This window comes from Amycolatopsis eburnea (assembly GCF_003937945.1).
GTDB lineage: Bacteria > Actinomycetota > Actinomycetes > Mycobacteriales > Pseudonocardiaceae > Amycolatopsis > Amycolatopsis eburnea.
In genome coordinates, this window is sequence record NZ_RSEC01000039.1 from 57,535 (window position 1) to 73,507 (window position 15,973).

At 70.2% G+C, this 15,973-nt stretch carries 16 protein-coding genes; 14 read left to right on the forward strand and 2 right to left on the reverse strand.

The genetic code is table 11. From position 1 onward, the window contains the following. Positions 1-43: 43 nt before the first annotated feature. Positions 44-1,012 carry a YncE family protein gene (locus tag EIY87_RS19220; RefSeq protein ID WP_125310076.1) on the forward strand — a complete coding sequence of 323 codons (969 nt, stop codon included), beginning with the start codon at positions 44-46 and terminating at the stop codon, positions 1,010-1,012. A gap of 40 nt (positions 1,013-1,052) precedes the next feature. Continuing rightward, a complete protein-coding gene (locus EIY87_RS19225) occupies positions 1,053-1,928 on the forward strand; it encodes an LLM class F420-dependent oxidoreductase (RefSeq protein ID WP_125310078.1) in 876 nt (291 codons plus the stop codon). Between the two features lie 57 nt (positions 1,929-1,985). On the opposite strand, the gene EIY87_RS19230 is transcribed toward EIY87_RS19225, so the two are convergent. Further along, positions 1,986-2,354, reverse strand: coding sequence for a YrdB family protein (locus EIY87_RS19230; protein ID WP_191984172.1), 369 nt, complete (start codon positions 2,352-2,354; stop codon positions 1,986-1,988). A gap of 197 nt (positions 2,355-2,551) precedes the next feature. Between EIY87_RS19230 and EIY87_RS19235 the strand changes: the two genes are divergently transcribed. The 12 genes from EIY87_RS19235 to EIY87_RS19290 all read left to right on the forward strand — a co-directional run bounded on the left by EIY87_RS19235 (position 2,552) and on the right by EIY87_RS19290 (position 15,226). Continuing rightward, positions 2,552-3,784, forward strand: coding sequence for a class I SAM-dependent methyltransferase (locus tag EIY87_RS19235; protein WP_125310080.1), 1,233 nt, complete (start codon positions 2,552-2,554; stop codon positions 3,782-3,784). Between the two features lies 1 nt (position 3,785). Further along, positions 3,786-4,577 carry a glycosyltransferase family protein gene (locus EIY87_RS19240; protein ID WP_125310082.1) on the forward strand — a complete coding sequence of 264 codons (792 nt, stop codon included), beginning with the start codon at positions 3,786-3,788 and terminating at the stop codon, positions 4,575-4,577. Then, a complete protein-coding gene (locus EIY87_RS19245; protein ID WP_125310304.1) occupies positions 4,574-5,221 on the forward strand; it encodes a PIG-L deacetylase family protein in 648 nt (215 codons plus the stop codon). The genes EIY87_RS19240 and EIY87_RS19245 overlap by 4 nt, the downstream gene beginning before the upstream one ends. Before the next feature lie 5 nt (positions 5,222-5,226). Continuing rightward, positions 5,227-6,246: an NAD-dependent epimerase/dehydratase family protein gene (locus EIY87_RS19250; RefSeq protein ID WP_125310084.1), complete on the forward strand. Its 1,020-nt coding sequence runs from the start codon at positions 5,227-5,229 to the stop codon at positions 6,244-6,246. Then, positions 6,247-7,521, forward strand: a complete 1,275-nt coding sequence (locus EIY87_RS19255; RefSeq protein WP_125310087.1) for a DUF4910 domain-containing protein — start codon at positions 6,247-6,249, stop codon at positions 7,519-7,521. It abuts the gene before it with no gap. Between the two features lie 5 nt (positions 7,522-7,526). After that, entirely contained in the window at positions 7,527-8,852 is a 1,326-nt protein-coding gene (locus EIY87_RS19260) for an MATE family efflux transporter (RefSeq protein ID WP_125310090.1), read from the forward strand. A gap of 7 nt (positions 8,853-8,859) precedes the next feature. Then, complete coding sequence (locus EIY87_RS19265; protein WP_125310093.1) at positions 8,860-9,804, forward strand: glycosyltransferase family 2 protein; 945 nt, start codon at positions 8,860-8,862, stop codon at positions 9,802-9,804. Further along, complete coding sequence (locus tag EIY87_RS19270; protein WP_125310095.1) at positions 9,801-10,985, forward strand: polysaccharide pyruvyl transferase family protein; 1,185 nt, start codon at positions 9,801-9,803, stop codon at positions 10,983-10,985. The genes EIY87_RS19265 and EIY87_RS19270 overlap by 4 nt, the downstream gene beginning before the upstream one ends. Continuing rightward, positions 10,982-11,530 carry a dTDP-4-dehydrorhamnose 3,5-epimerase family protein gene (locus EIY87_RS19275; protein ID WP_125310097.1) on the forward strand — a complete coding sequence of 183 codons (549 nt, stop codon included), beginning with the start codon at positions 10,982-10,984 and terminating at the stop codon, positions 11,528-11,530. Before EIY87_RS19270 ends, EIY87_RS19275 begins: the two co-directional genes overlap by 4 nt. Positions 11,531-11,535: 5 nt before the next feature. Beyond that, complete coding sequence (locus tag EIY87_RS19280) at positions 11,536-12,852, forward strand: glutamate-1-semialdehyde 2,1-aminomutase (RefSeq protein WP_125310099.1); 1,317 nt, start codon at positions 11,536-11,538, stop codon at positions 12,850-12,852. Positions 12,853-12,954: 102 nt separating this feature from the next. Next, the gene (locus EIY87_RS19285; RefSeq protein WP_191984173.1) at positions 12,955-14,436 is read left to right on the forward strand and encodes a right-handed parallel beta-helix repeat-containing protein; all 1,482 of its coding nucleotides are present in this window, start codon (positions 12,955-12,957) and stop codon (positions 14,434-14,436) included. 166 nt (positions 14,437-14,602) lie between these two features. Further along, positions 14,603-15,226 carry an HAD family hydrolase gene (locus EIY87_RS19290; RefSeq protein WP_158641312.1) on the forward strand — a complete coding sequence of 208 codons (624 nt, stop codon included), beginning with the start codon at positions 14,603-14,605 and terminating at the stop codon, positions 15,224-15,226. Here EIY87_RS19290 and EIY87_RS19295 read toward each other — a convergent pair. Next, positions 15,213-15,827, reverse strand: coding sequence for a maleylpyruvate isomerase family mycothiol-dependent enzyme (locus tag EIY87_RS19295; RefSeq protein WP_125310104.1), 615 nt, complete (start codon positions 15,825-15,827; stop codon positions 15,213-15,215). The genes EIY87_RS19290 and EIY87_RS19295 overlap by 14 nt on opposite strands. Between the last annotated feature and the right edge of the window lie 146 nt (positions 15,828-15,973).

Below are 15,973 nucleotides of genomic sequence, written 5' to 3' on the forward strand. Positions count from 1 at the left end.
GGGTTACGCTCGGAAGGCGAGTTGATCACGAGCGGAGGCGCCGATGCGAGGTCGCCCGATCGGCCGGAGGGCCCTGTTCGCCCTGGTCACGGCCGGCGCCGGGGCTCTGGTCCTGCCGGGGGCGGCGCGCGCGGAAGAGGTCCGCTCGATCGACGTCGGCGGCACGCCGACCGGGGTGGCGGTGAACCCGGTCACGGGGCTCGCGTACGTCGCCGATCCCGAGGCGGGTGCGGTGTCCGTCGTCGACCCGCGCAGCGCCGCGGTGGTCGCGCTGGTCCACGTCGGCGGCGAGCCGGGCGACGTCGCCGTCGACCCGAAGGCCGGCCGGATCTACGTCGCGAACCCGCCGGCGGGCACCGTCGTGGTCCTCGACGGCCGCACGCACGACCTGGTGAGCGTGATCGGCGCCGGGACGGGAGCGGCCACGCTCGCCGTGGACGAGCAGGCCAACCGCGTCTACGCGGCGAGCGCCGCCACCGGCACGCTCGCCGTGCTCGACGGCGTCAGCTGCACGCTGGCGGCCCTCGTGCCGGGGCCGAAGCCGAGCCTCGCCGGGATCGCCGTCGACCCCGGCCGCAAGCTGGCCTACTGCGCCAGCACGGCGACCGATTCGGTCGAGGTCTTTTCGATCGACAGCGGTAAGTTTGTGACCAGCGTGAAGGTCGGGGCGCGGCCCACGGCGGTCGCGGTGCACGCGGCGAGCGGCACGGTGTACGTCGCGAACTCCGGCATCCACCACATGTCCATTGTGGACGCGGCCACCCACGCCGAGCGCAAGACCGTGTTGCTGCGCAGTGAATCCTCGGCGCTGGCCGTGCACCAGGGCACGAACACGGTGTACACCAACGGCGGCCAGAACGGCCTCAGCCGGGTCGACGGCGCGACCGGCACGCTGACCGGCGAGCTGTCGCTGGGCGTGAACCCCGGCGACGTCGCGGTCGACCAGCGCACGCGCGCGGTGTGGGTCACCGATCCCCTGAACGGCCGGGTTTCCGTCGTCGGCGATTTCTGAGCCCGCGGCTGGGGCAACTCCAGGTATACGGTCGGGAAGCATGAAACTCGGACTGCAGATCCCCGACTTCACCTGGCCGAACGGGGCGTCCGCGCTGGGCGCCGACCTGGCCGCCGTCGTCCGCACCGCCGACAGCGCGGGCTTCGACTCCATCGCAGTGATGGACCACTTCTTCCAGATCGGCGGGGTCGGCGCGATAGAAAACGACATGCTCGAGGCGTACACGACCCTCGGTTTCATCGCGGCGCACACTTCGCGGGCGAAGCTCCTCACGGTCGTCACCGGCGTCCTCTACCGCCACCCGGGCCTGCTGGCCAAGGCGATCACGACCCTGGACGTCCTCTCGGGCGGCCGCGCGATCCTCGGCATCGGCGCGGGCTGGAACGAGGACGAGTCCCGCGGCCTCGGCTTCCCCTTCCCGCCGGTCGCCGAGCGCTTCGAGCTGCTGGAGGAGAACCTCCAGTACGTGCTGCAGATGTGGGCGGACGGCGACGAGCCGTTCAAGAGCAAGCACTTCGACGCGGCGCGGCTGCTGAACGTCCCACAGGCCCTGTCGGACCCGCGTCCCCCGATCATGATCGGCGGCGGGGGCGAGAAGAAGACGCTGCGGCTGGTCGCGAAGTACGCCGACCAGTGCAACCTGTTCAACAGCCCGGAGCTGGAGCACAAGCTCGACGTCCTCAAGCAGCACTGCGAGAACGAGGGCCGCGACTACGACTCGATCACCAAGACCGTCTACCACATCCTCGACATCGGCGAGGACGGCTCGAAGTCCGGCGAGCTGCTGAAGGAACTGGAGCGGCTGCACGGGCTGGGTATCGACGTGGCGCTCGGAATGGTCCCGCACGTCCACAACCCGGCGGTGCTGGAGAAGTTCGGCACCGACGTGATCCCGGCCGCGGAAAAGATCGGCTGAGCGATTTTCGTTCGGCAATTTGCCTGAGCCCTCTGCGCCATTGCGGCGCGGAGGGCTTCAGCCGTCTTTGGCGACGACGCGGGTCAGCGCCGCGACGCCGATGCCGGCCACCGCCAGTACGATCCCGCTCACCGGCCACCCCACCAGCACGAGCACCACGCCGGCGCCCGCGAACAGGGCGAACTCCACCAGGAAGCGGGCCGGTTCCGGGAGGCGGCGGCGGGCGCGCGGGGCGATGAACAGGCCCCAGAGCGCGGCGGCGACCAGCGGCAACAGGACCGCGTCGACGATCGCCAGCGCCACCCCGGTGCCGAGCTGGGTGCCCGCCAGGGCGAGGCCGCCCAGCAGGGCCAGCTCGGTGAGGAAGCGGATCGTGAGCACCACGCCCGCGAACCCGCCCAGGCGGGGTGTCGGCTCCGAAGTCATCCGGCCAGCCTATGACCGGTCCACTGTGGACGTTACGGGTACGATCCGGTACGATGCGTGATCTCCGCCACTATTAGGCCATTCAGGTTGCGGTTCCGAATCGGTCCACGACCGGCTCCCGCGTCGCTGTAACGGCGATCCACCCCTGCTCGACGTGTTAAGCGCACATCGCGACCGCGAGCCAAGGAGCCTGGTAGATGACCACATGTCGACTCTGCGGTTCGACAAACACGGCCGGCGTCGTCGACCTCGGCGCGACTCCCCCGTGTGAGCGATTCCTGACCGCCGAACAGCTCGACGAGCCGGAGGCCACCTTCCCGCTCCACCTCAAGGTGTGCACCGACTGCTGGCTCGCCCAGATCCCCCCGCTGATCGACCCCGACGACACCTTCACCGAGTACGCCTACTTCTCGTCCTTTTCGACGTCGTGGGTCGAGCACGCGAAGCGGTTCGTCGACGGCGCGGTCGAGCGGCTCGGGCTCGGCGAGAAGTCCTTCGTCGTCGAGGTCGCGAGCAACGACGGCTACCTGCTCAAGCACGTCGTCGGGCACGGCATCCGGTGTCTGGGCGTGGAACCCTCGGTGAACGTCGGGCAAGCCGCGCGCGACGCCGGCGTGCCCACCCTGACCGCGTTCCTCTCCGAGGAAACCGGCCGCCAGGTGCGCGAGGAGCACGGCCCGGCCGACCTCGTCGCCGCGAACAACGTGTACGCGCACATCCCCGACGTCCTCGGCTTCACCAAGGGCCTGCGGGCGCTGGTGGCGGACGACGGCTGGGTCTCCATCGAGGTCCAGCACCTGCTCACGCTGATCGAGAAGAACCAGTACGACACGATCTACCACGAGCACTTCCAGTACTACACGGTCGAATCCGCGCGCCGGGCCCTCGCGACCGGCGGCCTGACCGTGGTCGACGTCGAACTGCTGCCGACGCACGGTGGGTCCATCCGGCTGTGGGCGCGTCCCGACGGCGTCGCCGGTGAGCCGAGCGAGCGGATGACCGACGTGCTGGAGCGCGAGAAGGCCGCCGGGCTGCACGAGCTGTCCGGGTACACCGAGTTCGCCGAGCGCGTCACCCGCGTGCGGCTGGACCTGCTGAAGTTCCTCATCGAGGCGCGCAACGACGGGAAGACCGTCGTCGGCTACGGCGCCCCGGGCAAGGGCAACACCCTGCTCAACCACTGCGGCATCCGGACGGACCTGCTGCCGTACACGGTCGATCGCAACCCGTACAAGCACGGCCGGTTCACCCCGGGCACCCGGATCCCGGTGCTGCCCCCGGAGCGCATCGAAGCCGACCGGCCCGACTACGTGCTCGTCCTCCCGTGGAACCTCCGGGAGGAACTGACCGGACAACTCTCCTACATCGGGGCGTGGGGCGGAAAGCTCGTGTTCCCGATCCCCCACCTGGAAATCGTCGAGGTGCAGTGACGTGAAGGTCGTTCTCTTCTGCGGTGGCTACGGGATGCGGATGCGCAACGGCGCGGCCGACGACGTCCCGAAGCCGATGGCGATGGTCGGTCCGAGACCGCTCATCTGGCACGTGATGCGTTACTACGCGCATTTCGGCCACACCGAATTCATCCTGTGCCTCGGTTACGGCGCGGCGCACATCAAGAACTTCTTCCTGAACTACCAGGAAACCATTTCCAACGACTTCATCCTGCGCAACGGGCAGGCGGAACTGCTCTCGACCGACATCGCCGACTGGACGATCACCTTCGTGCAGACCGGCATCGAGTCGCCGATCGGCGAGCGCCTGCGCCGCGTCCGCGACTACCTCGACGGCGACGAGATGTTCCTCGCGAACTACGCCGACGTCCTGTCCGACGTCCCGCTGCCCGACATGATCGAGCGCTTCCGCAACACCGACGCGGGAGCGTCGATGATGGTCGTGCCGCCGCAGTCGTCGTTCCACTGCGTCGAAATGGACGAGGGCGGCATGGTCGGCTCGATCACCGCGGTCAGCGAAATGCCGCTGTGGGAGAACGGCGGCTACTTCGTGCTGCGGCAGGAAGTGTTCGACCACATCCCGGAGAACGGCGACCTGGTCGCCGACGGCTGCGGCGAGCTGGCCAAGCGCGGGCGGCTGCTGGCCTACCCGTACCGCGGGTTCTGGAAGCCGACCGACACGGTCAAGGAGCGCGCGGCGCTCGACGACGCCTACACCCACGGCGACCGGCCGTGGGCGCTCTGGGAGCGCCCCGTCGCGAGCACGGCGTGATCGGGCTGCGGCCGGGACGGCTCGGCAGCGTGGTCGCGCTCGGCGCGCACTGCGACGACATCGCGATCGGCGCCGGCGGCACGCTGCTGACGCTGTGCGCGTCCCGGCCGGGCCTGCGCGTCGACGCGCTGGTCCTCTCCGGCGGCGGCACGCCCCGCGAGGACGAGGAGCGGGCCGCGCTGGCCGCGTTCTGCCCGGGCGCGGACGTCGACGTCACGGTGCTCAAGCTGCCCGACGGCCGGTTCCCGGCGCATTGGGAAGAGGCCAAGAACGCGCTCGAAGAGCTGCGGCGGCGGACCGACCCGGACCTCATCCTGGCGCCTCGCACCGACGACGCGCACCAGGACCACCGCGGCCTCGCCAAGCTGGTGCCGACGGCGTTCCGCGACCACCTGGCGCTGGGGTACGAGATCGTCAAGTGGGACGGCGACCTCGGCAGCCCCTCGGTGTACCAGCCGCTCGACGACGACGTCGCCGAATCGAAGGTCCGGCTACTGCAGGAGCACTACGCGTCGCAGCGGCACCGCGGCTGGTACGACCGCGAAGCGTTCCTCGGGCTGGCCCGGATCCGCGGCATCGAAGCCGCCGCGAAGTACGCCGAAGCGTTTTTCGTCAAGAAACTCACTCTCGACCTGAAGGGCTGAATCCGATGCGGGTGTTGCTGACGGGGCACAAGGGCTACCTGGGGACGGTGATGGCCCCGGTGCTCGCCGCCGCCGGCCACGAGGTCGTCGGCCTCGACTCCGGGCTCTTCGAGTCCTGCCTGCTCGGCCCGGCCCCGGCCGACCCGGCCGGGGTGGCCGTCGACCTGCGCGACGTCACCGTTTCGCACGTCGAGGGCTTCGACGCCGTGATCCACCTGGCCGCGCTGTCGAACGACCCGCTGGGCTCGCTCGCGCCCGAGCTGACCTACGACATCAACCACCACGCGTCGGTGAAGCTCGCGAAGCTGGCGAAGGACGCCGGCGTCCAGCGGTACATCTACGCGTCGACCTGCTCGGTGTACGGCGCCGGCGGCGACAACCTGGTCGACGAGGACGCGCCGCTGAAGCCGGTGACGCCGTACGCCGAGTCGAAGGTGCGCGTCGAGGCCGACGTCCACGAGCTCGCCGACGACGACTTCACCCCGGTCTACATGCGCAACGCGACCGCGTTCGGCTACTCGCCGCGGCTGCGCGGCGACATCGTGCTGAACAACCTGACCGCGCACGCGCACCTGTCCGGCGAGGTGCTGGTGCTCTCGGACGGCACGCCGTGGCGGCCGCTGGTGCACGCCCAGGACATCGCGCGCGCCTTCACCGCGGCCCTGACCGCGCCGAAGGAGGCCGTGCACAACAAGGCGTTCAACATCGGCACCGAGGACAACAACGTCACCGTCGCCGAGATCGCCCAGGAGGTCGTCGAGGCCGTGCCGGGCTCGACGCTGAACATCACCGGCGAGGCCGGCGCCGACCCGCGCTCGTACCGCGTCGACTTCTCGCGCTTCCGCGAGGCCATCCCGGGCTTCGCGTGCGAATGGTCGGTCAAGGACGGCGCCGTCGAACTGATCGAGGCGTACCGCAAGTACGGGCTGACCCGGGAGTCGTTCCAGCAGCTGTTCACCCGGCTCGCCTGGCTGAAGAGCGAAGGCGAAGCCGGCCGCATCGACGACACCATGCGGCGGCGTTAGGTGACGGGCCCGCAGCTGCGGACGGGCGCGGAGCTGCACGCCCTGGTCGAACGGCTGTACCCGATCTGCCGCAGCATCACCGGCGACGGCGTGCGGCAGACCCTGGACATCATCGGCGAGCACATCCCCTTGGAACGCCATGAAGTCCCGACGGGCACCGCGGTGCTGGACTGGACGATCCCGCAGGAGTGGAACATCTGGGACGCGTACGTCGCTTCGCCTTCGGGTGAGCGCGTGATCGACTTCCAGGAGCTGAACCTGCACGTCGTCGGCTACAGCGTCCCGGTGCGGCGGCGGATGCCGCTGAGTGAGCTGCGGGAGCACCTGCACACGCTGCCGGACCAGCCGTCGTGGGTGCCCTACCGGACCAGCTACTACGCCCCGGCCTGGGGTTTCTGCCTCGCGCAGGAGAAGCTCGACGCGCTGCCCGACGGCGAGTACGACGTCGTCATCGACTCGACCCTCGCCGACGGCTCGCTGACCTACGGCGAGCACGTCGTCCCGGGCCGCGTCACCGACGAGGTCATCGTGTCCTGCCACGTCTGCCACCCGTCGCTGGCGAACGACAACCTGGCCGGCATCGCGGTGGCGATCTCGCTGGCGCAGCAGCTGGTTGATCCCCATTACACGTACCGCTTCCTGTTCATGCCGGGGACGATCGGCTCGATCACCTGGCTGGCGCGCAACGCTTCCCGGATCGAGAAGGTTCGTCACGGCCTGGTGCTGGCCTGCGCGGGCGACCCGGGGCCGTTGACGTACAAGAAGTCCCGCCGCGACGACGCCGAGATCGACCGCGTCATGCAGCACGTGCTGCGCTCGCGCGAACACCGCGTCGTCGACTTCTCGCCGTACGGCTACGACGAGCGCCAGTTCTGCTCGCCGGGCTTCAACCTCGGCGTCGGCTCCCTGACGCGGACGCCGTACGCGGGCTACCCCGAGTACCACACGTCGGCCGACAACCCGGGTTTCGTCTCGCCCGCGGCCATGGAGGACACGCTCAGCGCGTTGCGGGATGCCATCGGCGTCCTGGACCGCAACCGCCGGTACGTCAACCTCAGCCCGTACGGCGAGCCGCAGCTCGGCAAGCGCGGGCTGTACGACTCGCTCGGCGGCCGCAGCGACGCCAAGCAGGCCCAGATGGCGATGCTGTGGGTGCTCAACCTCTCCGACGGTTCGCACAGCCTCCTCGACATCGCCGAGCGGGCCGGGCTGCCCTTCGACATCGTCGACGTCGCCGCCCGCGCCCTCCACGACGCCGGCCTGGTCAAGGAGTGAGCGACGTGGCCAACCACCGCCGTGCCCCGCGCTCGATCTTCCGGTCGGGCGCGGTGCGCGCGATGGCCGGACGGTTGAGCTGGGGCCTCGGCGACCAGGCGGTGTCCAGCCTGACGAACTTCGCCGTCGGGCTGTACGTGGCCCGCGAGCTCGGCACGTTCGCGTTCGGCATCTTCAGCCTCGCCTGGGTCACCTACGGCGTGGTGCTGAACGTGTCCCGCGGCCTGGCCACCGACCCGCTGATGGTGCGGTTCAGCGCGGTGCCCGAGGACCGCTGGCGCCTGGGGGTCGCCAGCGCGTCGGGCACCGCCATCGGCGTCGGCTGCGTGACCGGCCTGATCAGCCTGGTCGCCGGGCTGGCCGCGGGCGGCCCGCTCGGCAACGCCTTCGTCGCGCTCGCCGTCGTCCTGCCGGGCCTGCTGCTGCAGGACGCCTGGCGGTTCGCGTTCTTCGCCCGCGGGCAGGGCAAGAAGGCGTTCCTCAACGACGTCGTGTGCGGCGTCGCCCTGATCCCGGCGCTGTTCATCGCCGGCCGGGTCGGGACGGTCGTCGCGTTCGTGCTCGCCTGGGGCATCGCGGCCGCGCTCGCCGCGGTCTACGGCTGGTTCCAGACCGGCATCCTCCCGCACCCGCGGGAGCTGGCCGGCTGGCTCCGCAACCAGCGCGACCTCAGCGTCCGGTACCTGGTCGAGAACGTCAGCAACAGCGGCGCGTCCCAGCTGCGCGCCTACGGCCTCGGCGCCATCGCCGGCATCACCGCCGTCGGCGCGGTCCGCGGCGCCGAACAGCTCCTCGGCCCCTTCCTGGCCCTGCTCATGGGGCTTTCCCTGGTCACCGTCGCCGAGGGCGCGCGGGTGCTTCAGCGGGCGCCGCACCGGCTGAAGCACTTCTGCGTGATCCTCGGCGGCGGGCAGGCCGCCGCCGCCCTGTGCTGGGGCCTCGGCCTGCTGCTCCTGGTGCCCGACAGCGCCGGCCGCTGGGTGATGGGCTCGGTGTGGGACTCCTCGTCCCCGCTGATCCTCCCCGTCACCCTGGCCGTGGTCGGCGCGAGCTTCGCCACCGGCGCGGCCGCCGGGCTCCGCGCGCTGGGCGCGGCCAAGCGGAGCCTGCGTTCCCAGCTGATCGCCTCCCTGTTCTACGTCACGTTCGGCATCGCCGGCGCCTTCCTCGGCGGCGCGGCCGGATCCGCGTGGGGCGTCGCGACCGCGACGCTCACCGGCTCCGTCGTCTGGTGGCTGCAGTTGCGCCTCGGGCTGCGCGACTACGTCCCGCCGTCCGCCGACGAGCCCACCGTCGTCTTCGAGCCGATCAAAGAGCCCATCAAGGAATGAGGACTCCATGACCACCGTCCCGCGGCTGAGCCTCGGCCTCCCGGTGTACAACGGCGAGGAGTACCTCGCCGAGTCACTGGAAGCCCTGCTCGGCCAGACCTACGAAGACTTCGAGCTGGTCATCTCGGACAACGCCTCCACGGACGGCACGGACGAGATCTGCCGCCGCTACGCGGAGAAGGACTCCCGCATCCGCTACGTCCGCCAGCCGAAGAACATCGGCGCGACGCCGAACCACAACTTCGTGTTCGACGTCTCCCGCACCGAGCTCTTCAAGTGGGTCTCCCACGACGACCTCTACGCCCGCGACCTGCTCAAGCGGTGCGTCGACGCCCTCGACGAGCGCCCGGACATCATCCTCGCCCACTGCGACCAGGCCATCATCGACGGCGACGGCCGCATCGTCCAGCCGCTGCAGTACACGTTGGACACCGGCTCCCGGCACGCGCCGGACCGCTTCCGCAGCATCCTGTTCGAGCCCGGCGGCGACGACTTCTACGGCGTCATCCGCGCCGACGTCCTCCGCCGCGTCAAGCCGCTCGACAGCTACCACCACGCGGACCGGACGTACTCGGCCGAGATGGCCCTGCACGGCCCCTTCTACCAGGTACCCGAGCTGCTCTACTTCCGCCGCGACCACCCGGGCCGCGCGGAACGGGCCAACCCGACCATCCGGAGCCGGTGCGCGAATCTGGACCCGCGGCGCGCGAACCGGCTCCGGAATCCCACCGTCCGCCTGCTCGGCGAGTACGTCTACGGGTTCGCGGACCTCATCCGGCGCGCGCCGATCTCGGCCGCCGACAAGCGCGAGTGCTTCGGCCACCTCGGCGCCTGGCTGACGAACCGGGCGCGCTCCGGCCACGGCGAACGCGTCGAGGACCGCGCGCCGACCGCCTCCGACGTGACCACGGTCAACGAGATCGTGGCCGGCCGGGAAGGCAGGCTCGCGTGAAGCGTGCCCCGCGCGTCGGCGTCTTCGGCCTGCTCGGCTCGGGGAACCTCGGCAACGACGGTTCCCTCGAAGCCGTGCTCGGCTACCTGCGCGCCGAACACCCGGACGCCGTCCTGACCGGCCTGGTGGGCGGCCCGGACATCGTCCGCGAGCGGTACGGCGTCGACACCACGCCCCTGCACTGGAACCAGGCCGAGTACGAGACGGCGTCCGGCCTGCGGTCGATCGTCCTCAAGGGATTCGGCAAGCTGGTCGACATCGGCCGCACGGCCGCCTGGGTCCGCGAGCAGGACGTCGTCATCGTGCCCGGCATGGGCGTCCTCGAAGCGACGCTTCCGCTGCGTCCGTGGGGTTTTCCGTATTCGCTCTTCCTCCTTTCCGCCACCGGGCGGCTCTTCGGCACCAAGATCGCGCTGGTCAGCGTCGGCGCGAACCACATCAGCGCGCGGGCGACCCGGACGCTCGTCCGCTGGGCCGGCCGCCTGGCCGCCTACCGCTCCTACCGGGACGACATCTCCCGTGACGCCATGCGCGCCATGGGTGTCGACACCAGCCGCGACGAGGTCTACCCCGACCTCGCGTTCTCCCTCCCCACCCCGGCCGCCGACGGCCCGCCGGGCACCGTCGGAGTCGGCGTGATGGCCTACTACGGCGGCAACGACGACCGCGCCGACGGCGACCGCATCTACCGCCACTACGTGGACACGATGAACCGTTTCGTCGCCTGGCTCGTTGACCAGGGCAGACCGGTCCGGTTGTTCATCGGCGACCAGATCGACCGGCAGGTCGTCGACGAGATCCTCGAGAAGACCGCTTCCCCGCTGGTCACGGCGGCCTCGGCGGAGACCTTGGACGAGCTGATGCACGAGATGGCGGCGGTGGACAGCGTGGTGGCCACGCGCTACCACAACGTGCTCTGCGCTCTGAAGGTCGCGAAACCGACCGTCGCGATCGGGTACGCGCGGAAGAACGACGTGCTCATGGCGGAGATGGGCCTCGACGGCTTCACCCAGCGGGCGAAGACCGTCGACTTCGACCGGCTCGTCGAGCAGTTCACCGAACTCGAAAGCCGTTCGCCGGAGCTGCGCCAGATCCTGGCGGAACGGAACGAGAACAACGTGCAACGACTCAAGGACCAGTTCGCCGCCCTTTCGGCGGCCCTCTTCGGGGGTGCGCGATGAAGGCCATTCCGGTGCCCGAGATCGAGGGCGTGTACCTGTTCGAGCCGACCCCGCACGCCGACCAGCGCGGCTTCTTCAGCCGGACGTTCGACCGCGATGTCGTCGCGTCGGTGGGCATCGACCCGGACGGCTTCGCCCAGGACAGCCTTTCCCGCTCCCGCAAGGGAGTCGTCCGCGGCATGCACCTGCGCGGCGGGGCCGGCGAGGCGAAGCTGGTGCGGTGCTCGTACGGCGCGATCTTCGACGTCGTGGTGGATCTCCGACCGGATTCGCCCACGTTCCGCAATGTCAAAACGTTCGAACTTTCCGGTGAGACGCAGGTTTCCGTGTACATCCCGGCCGGCTGCGCGCACGGATTCCAGTCACTCACCGAAGTCTCGGACGTGTCGTACCGTATCGACCGGCCGCACGACCCGTCGGAAGACATCACAATTTCGTACAAAGACCCAGAATTGGACATTTCGTGGCCACTGTCGGTCACAATGGTCAGTGACCGGGATGAGCGCGCGCCGTCTCTCCTAGAGGCGTTGAAACCAACGAGGTGACCCCCATGGGAACGAACTTGCCCCGCTCCACGGAGGCGAACGCCCGCCTGCACCGGGTCATCCCGGGCGGTGCCCACACCTACGCCAAGGGCTCGGACCAGTATCCCGAAGGGATGGCCCCGGTCATCTCCCACGGCCGCGGCGGCCACGTCTGGGACGTCGACGGCAACGAGTACATCGAGTACGGCTCCGGACTCCGGGCGGTCATCCTCGGCCACGCCCACCCGCGGGTGCTCGAAGCGGTCCGCGGCGAGCTCGAAAAGGGCAGCAACTTCATCCGCCCGTCGATCATCGAGGCCGAGGCGGCCGAGCGGTTCCTCGAGAACGTCCCGACCGCCGACATGGTGAAGTTCACCAAGAACGGCTCCGACGCCACGACCGCCGCCGTCAAGCTGGCCCGCGCCGCCACCGGCCGCAAGCTGGTCGCCAAGTGCGCCGACCACGCCTTCTTCTCCACCGACGACTGGTTCATCGGCACCACGCCGATGAACGCCGGCATCCCGGCCGAGGCGACCGAGTCGACGGTGTCCTTCCCGTACGGCGACCTGCAGGCCACGGAGGAGCTGCTGCAGCGCCACGACGGCGAGATCGCGTGCCTGATCCTGGAGGCGGCCGCGGCGGTGGAGCCGCCGCCGGGGTACCTGCAGGGCCTGCGCGAGCTGGCCACCCGGTACGGCGTGGTGCTGGTCTTCGACGAGATGATCACCGGCTTCCGGTGGTCCGCCCACGGCGCGCAGGGCCTCTACGGCGTCACGCCCGACCTCTCGACGTTCGGCAAGGCGCTCGGCAACGGCTTCGCCGTCTCGGCGCTGGCCGGCAAGCGGGAGCTGATGGAGCTCGGCGGCCTGCGCAGCGACCGCGAACGCGTTTTCCTGCTGTCCACCACCCACGGCGCCGAGACCCACTCGCTCGCCGCCGCGATGGCGGTGATGGACGTCTACCGCGACGAGGACGTCGTCGGCAGGCTCCACGCACTCGGCGACCGGCTCGCCACCGGCGTCCGCGAGGTGGCGGCCGGGATGGGCGTCGAGGACCACGTCGTCGTCCGCGGCCGGGCCAGCAACCTCGTCTTCGGCACGCTCGACGAGCAGGGCAAGCCGTCGCAGCCCTACCGGACGCTGTTCCTGCGCGAGCTGATCGGCGGCGGCGTGCTCGGACCGTCCTTCGTGGTCAGTGCCGCGCTCACCGAAGCCGACATCGACAAGACGATCGACGTGGTCTCCCAGGCCTGCACGGTGTACCGGAAGGCGCTCGACGCCCAGGACCCGGCGCCCTGGATGGGCGGGCGCCCGGTGCAGCCCGTGTTCCGCAAGTACGCCTGACCCCGCGCGGCCCCTCGCCGACGGGCCGGATTCACCCCGTGGGTCCGATGAGGACGCCGGAGGGGGACTGTTTTCCGGCCCGTTCGTGCGTAGCTTCCTGCCATGGGCAGATCCCGTGCGCTCCTCGTCGCCGCTTGCTCGCTCCTGATCGCCGCGGCCTGCCCGGCGATCGCGCAGGCGGCCGACGGTCCCGGGCCGGTGTGCGACCACCAGCCCGCGGAACACGAGGAACCGCCTTCCGGAGCCGTCTCCGTCGATCCGGGCGTCGACGGGGACCTCTCCGCCCAGACGGCGGCGCACCCGCCCGGCACGACGTTCTGGCTCCGCCCCGGCACCCACACCCTCGGCACGGACGAGTTCGGCCAGGTCGCCCCGAAGGACGGCGACGTCTACCTCGGCGCACCGGGCGCCGTCGTCGACGGCCGCGGCGTCAACCGCGCGGCCTTCACCCAGCGGGCGCGTGACGTCGAGATCCGCGGGCTCACCATCCGCGGCTTCGCCGCCCTCCAGGACCAGGGCGTGGTCAACCACGACTCCGGCGACGGCTGGCTCATCGAGAACACCACCATCGAAGACAACGCCGGCGCCGGCCTGATGGCCGGGGCGCACCAGGTCGTCCGGCACACCTGCCTGCGCGACAACGGCCAGTACGGGCTCAACGCCTACCAGGCCGGCGACGGCATCACCGGGCTCGTGCTGGAGGGCAACGAGATCACCGGCAACAACACCGGCGACTGGGAGACCAAGGTGCCGGGCTGCGGGTGCAGCGGCGGCGCCAAGTTCTGGGCCGTGAACGGGGCCGACGTCCGCGGCAACTGGGTCCACGGCAACCACGGCGCGGGCCTGTGGGCCGACACGAACAACAACGACTTCCTCGTCGAGGACAACCTGTTCGAGGCGAACGCGGCCGAGGCGCTGTTCTACGAGACCAGCTACAACCTCGTGCTGCGCGGCAACACGTTCCGCGGCAACACCCTGGTGCAGGGCCGCGCGTTCGCCGCCCGCGGCGACAACTTCCCGGTGGCGACGGTGTACCTGTCGGAGTCCGGCGGCGAACCCCGCGTGCCGGCGCGGACCTCGACCGTCGACATCAGCGGGAACACCTTCGAGGACAACTGGGCCGGGATCACGTTGTGGGAGAACGCCGACCGCTTCTGCAACAGCCCGGCGAACACGTCTTCGGGCTACTGCACCAAGGTCGCGCAGAAGTCTTCGTGCGCCGCGGGCACGATCGAGAAGCCGCCGGCGTACGACGACTGCCGCTGGAAGACGCAGCTGGTCGAGATCCACGGGAACACCTTCCGGTTCGACCCCGGCCGGGTCGGCTGCACGAGCCTGTGCGGCCGGATGGCGCTGCTTTCGAACTACGGGACCTTCCCGGACTGGTCCCCCTACAAGGGAACCGCGGTCGAGGAGGCCATCACGTTCCACCAGGACGACCGGTGGCACGCCAACTCCTACACCGGGCCGTGGGCCTTCGTCGTTCATGACACCTCCAGGACGGTCGACACTGCGGGCTGGCGGGCCGAGCCCTACTCGCAGGACGAGTGCTCTTCGTTCGACGGTGGGCCCGCCGGCTGCTGATCACGAGCTTGCCGACCGGGTCCGACAGTTTCCACCGGCGTCCGCTCCGATTGCCGAGATTTCCCTTGTCGCACAAGGGAAAAGTCGCGAACGGAGAATTTCGGACGCACACACTTCACCCTTTTCAGCGATGGCGCTCGCACAAGTGTTCGGTACCGTCGAAGACATGGCCCCATCGACCTCCACTCCCCCAGCCCGCGACCGCGACGCGATCGACGTCGTGGTCTTCGACGCCATGGGCGTGCTCTACTCGTGCGCCGACGACGTCGCGGACCTGCTGGTGCCGTACCTCCGCAGCCACGGCTGCGTGCTGGACGGCGCGGAAATCGCCCAGCTGTACCGGGAATGCAGCCTGGGCAAGATGTCCTCCGCGGACTTCTGGGCGGCAGCGGGCACAACCGGGACGTCGGACGAGGCGTACTGCCTGAACCACCGCCTCACCGAAGGCGCGGTCGCCCTGCTCGCCGAACTCGAAGCCACCAGCGTGCGGCTCGCCTGCCTGAGCAACGACGTGAGCGAGTGGTCGAAACTGCTGCGCGAGCGGTTCGGGCTCGGCGAGTACATCACCGACTGGTTCGTCAGCGGGGACATCGGCGTGCGCAAGCCCGATCCGGAAGCGTTCGCCACGCTGTGCCGCCGGCTCGACGTGGTACCCGACCGCGTGCTGCTCATCGACGACCGCGAAGAAAACGTCAGCGCCGCCCGCGACGCCGGTTTCCAGGCGTTGCGGTTCGGCACCCCTCGTCTATCCACAATGGACCAATTGCGGAAGGAACTCAGACCGTGGTGAAGCGCGCACTCGCCTCCCCTCGAAGACGCCCGGCGGGCAACCGCCGATCGCACAGCACGAGCAACAGGTCCTGGGCCGCCCCGGTGAGCGGGGCGCCGGAGCCGTACGACCAGTCGAGGTCGTCGGCACGCAAGGCGACGCCGTCCAGGTCGGCTCCGAAGTACTTGACCTGCTTGGGCTTCATCGTCGCGAAGATCACCTCGAGGCGTTCCAGCGGAACCCGGCGTTCGAGACCGAGAGCGGTCGTGATGTCCAGCCCGTGGATCACGTCGTGGCTCAAGGCACCTTCCGCCCCGCCGCCCGGCGGCCGCCACGGGTGGTCGGCGTTGTCCCGCAGCGAGGCGACCAGTTCTTCGCGGGACAGCTCGGCCGCGTCGCGGCGGGCCACGCGGTCGGCCATGGCGTTGAACCGCCCGCCGGACTTCAGCATCTCCCGCACGAACCGCCCGGCCGAGAACCGGAACGGCATGGTCACGTGCGCGACGACCTCGGGCACCCGCCAGCCGGCGCACAAGGTCGGCGCCACCCAGTCAGCCGGCGAAAGCCCGTCCAGCACGGCGGCCAGCTCCCGCCGCTCGGCCGCGATCAGGTCTTGGATCATGGGGGTCTCCTTCACGAGTCGGACACCCCACCGACGAACGACCCTCGCCCGGACCGACAGCCCCGGCGCACCGATCGGCAACGCGCTCCCTCAGCCGCGGCCGGCCACCAGCCGACCGGCGGAAGGGATCGGCCGCCCCCAGACCG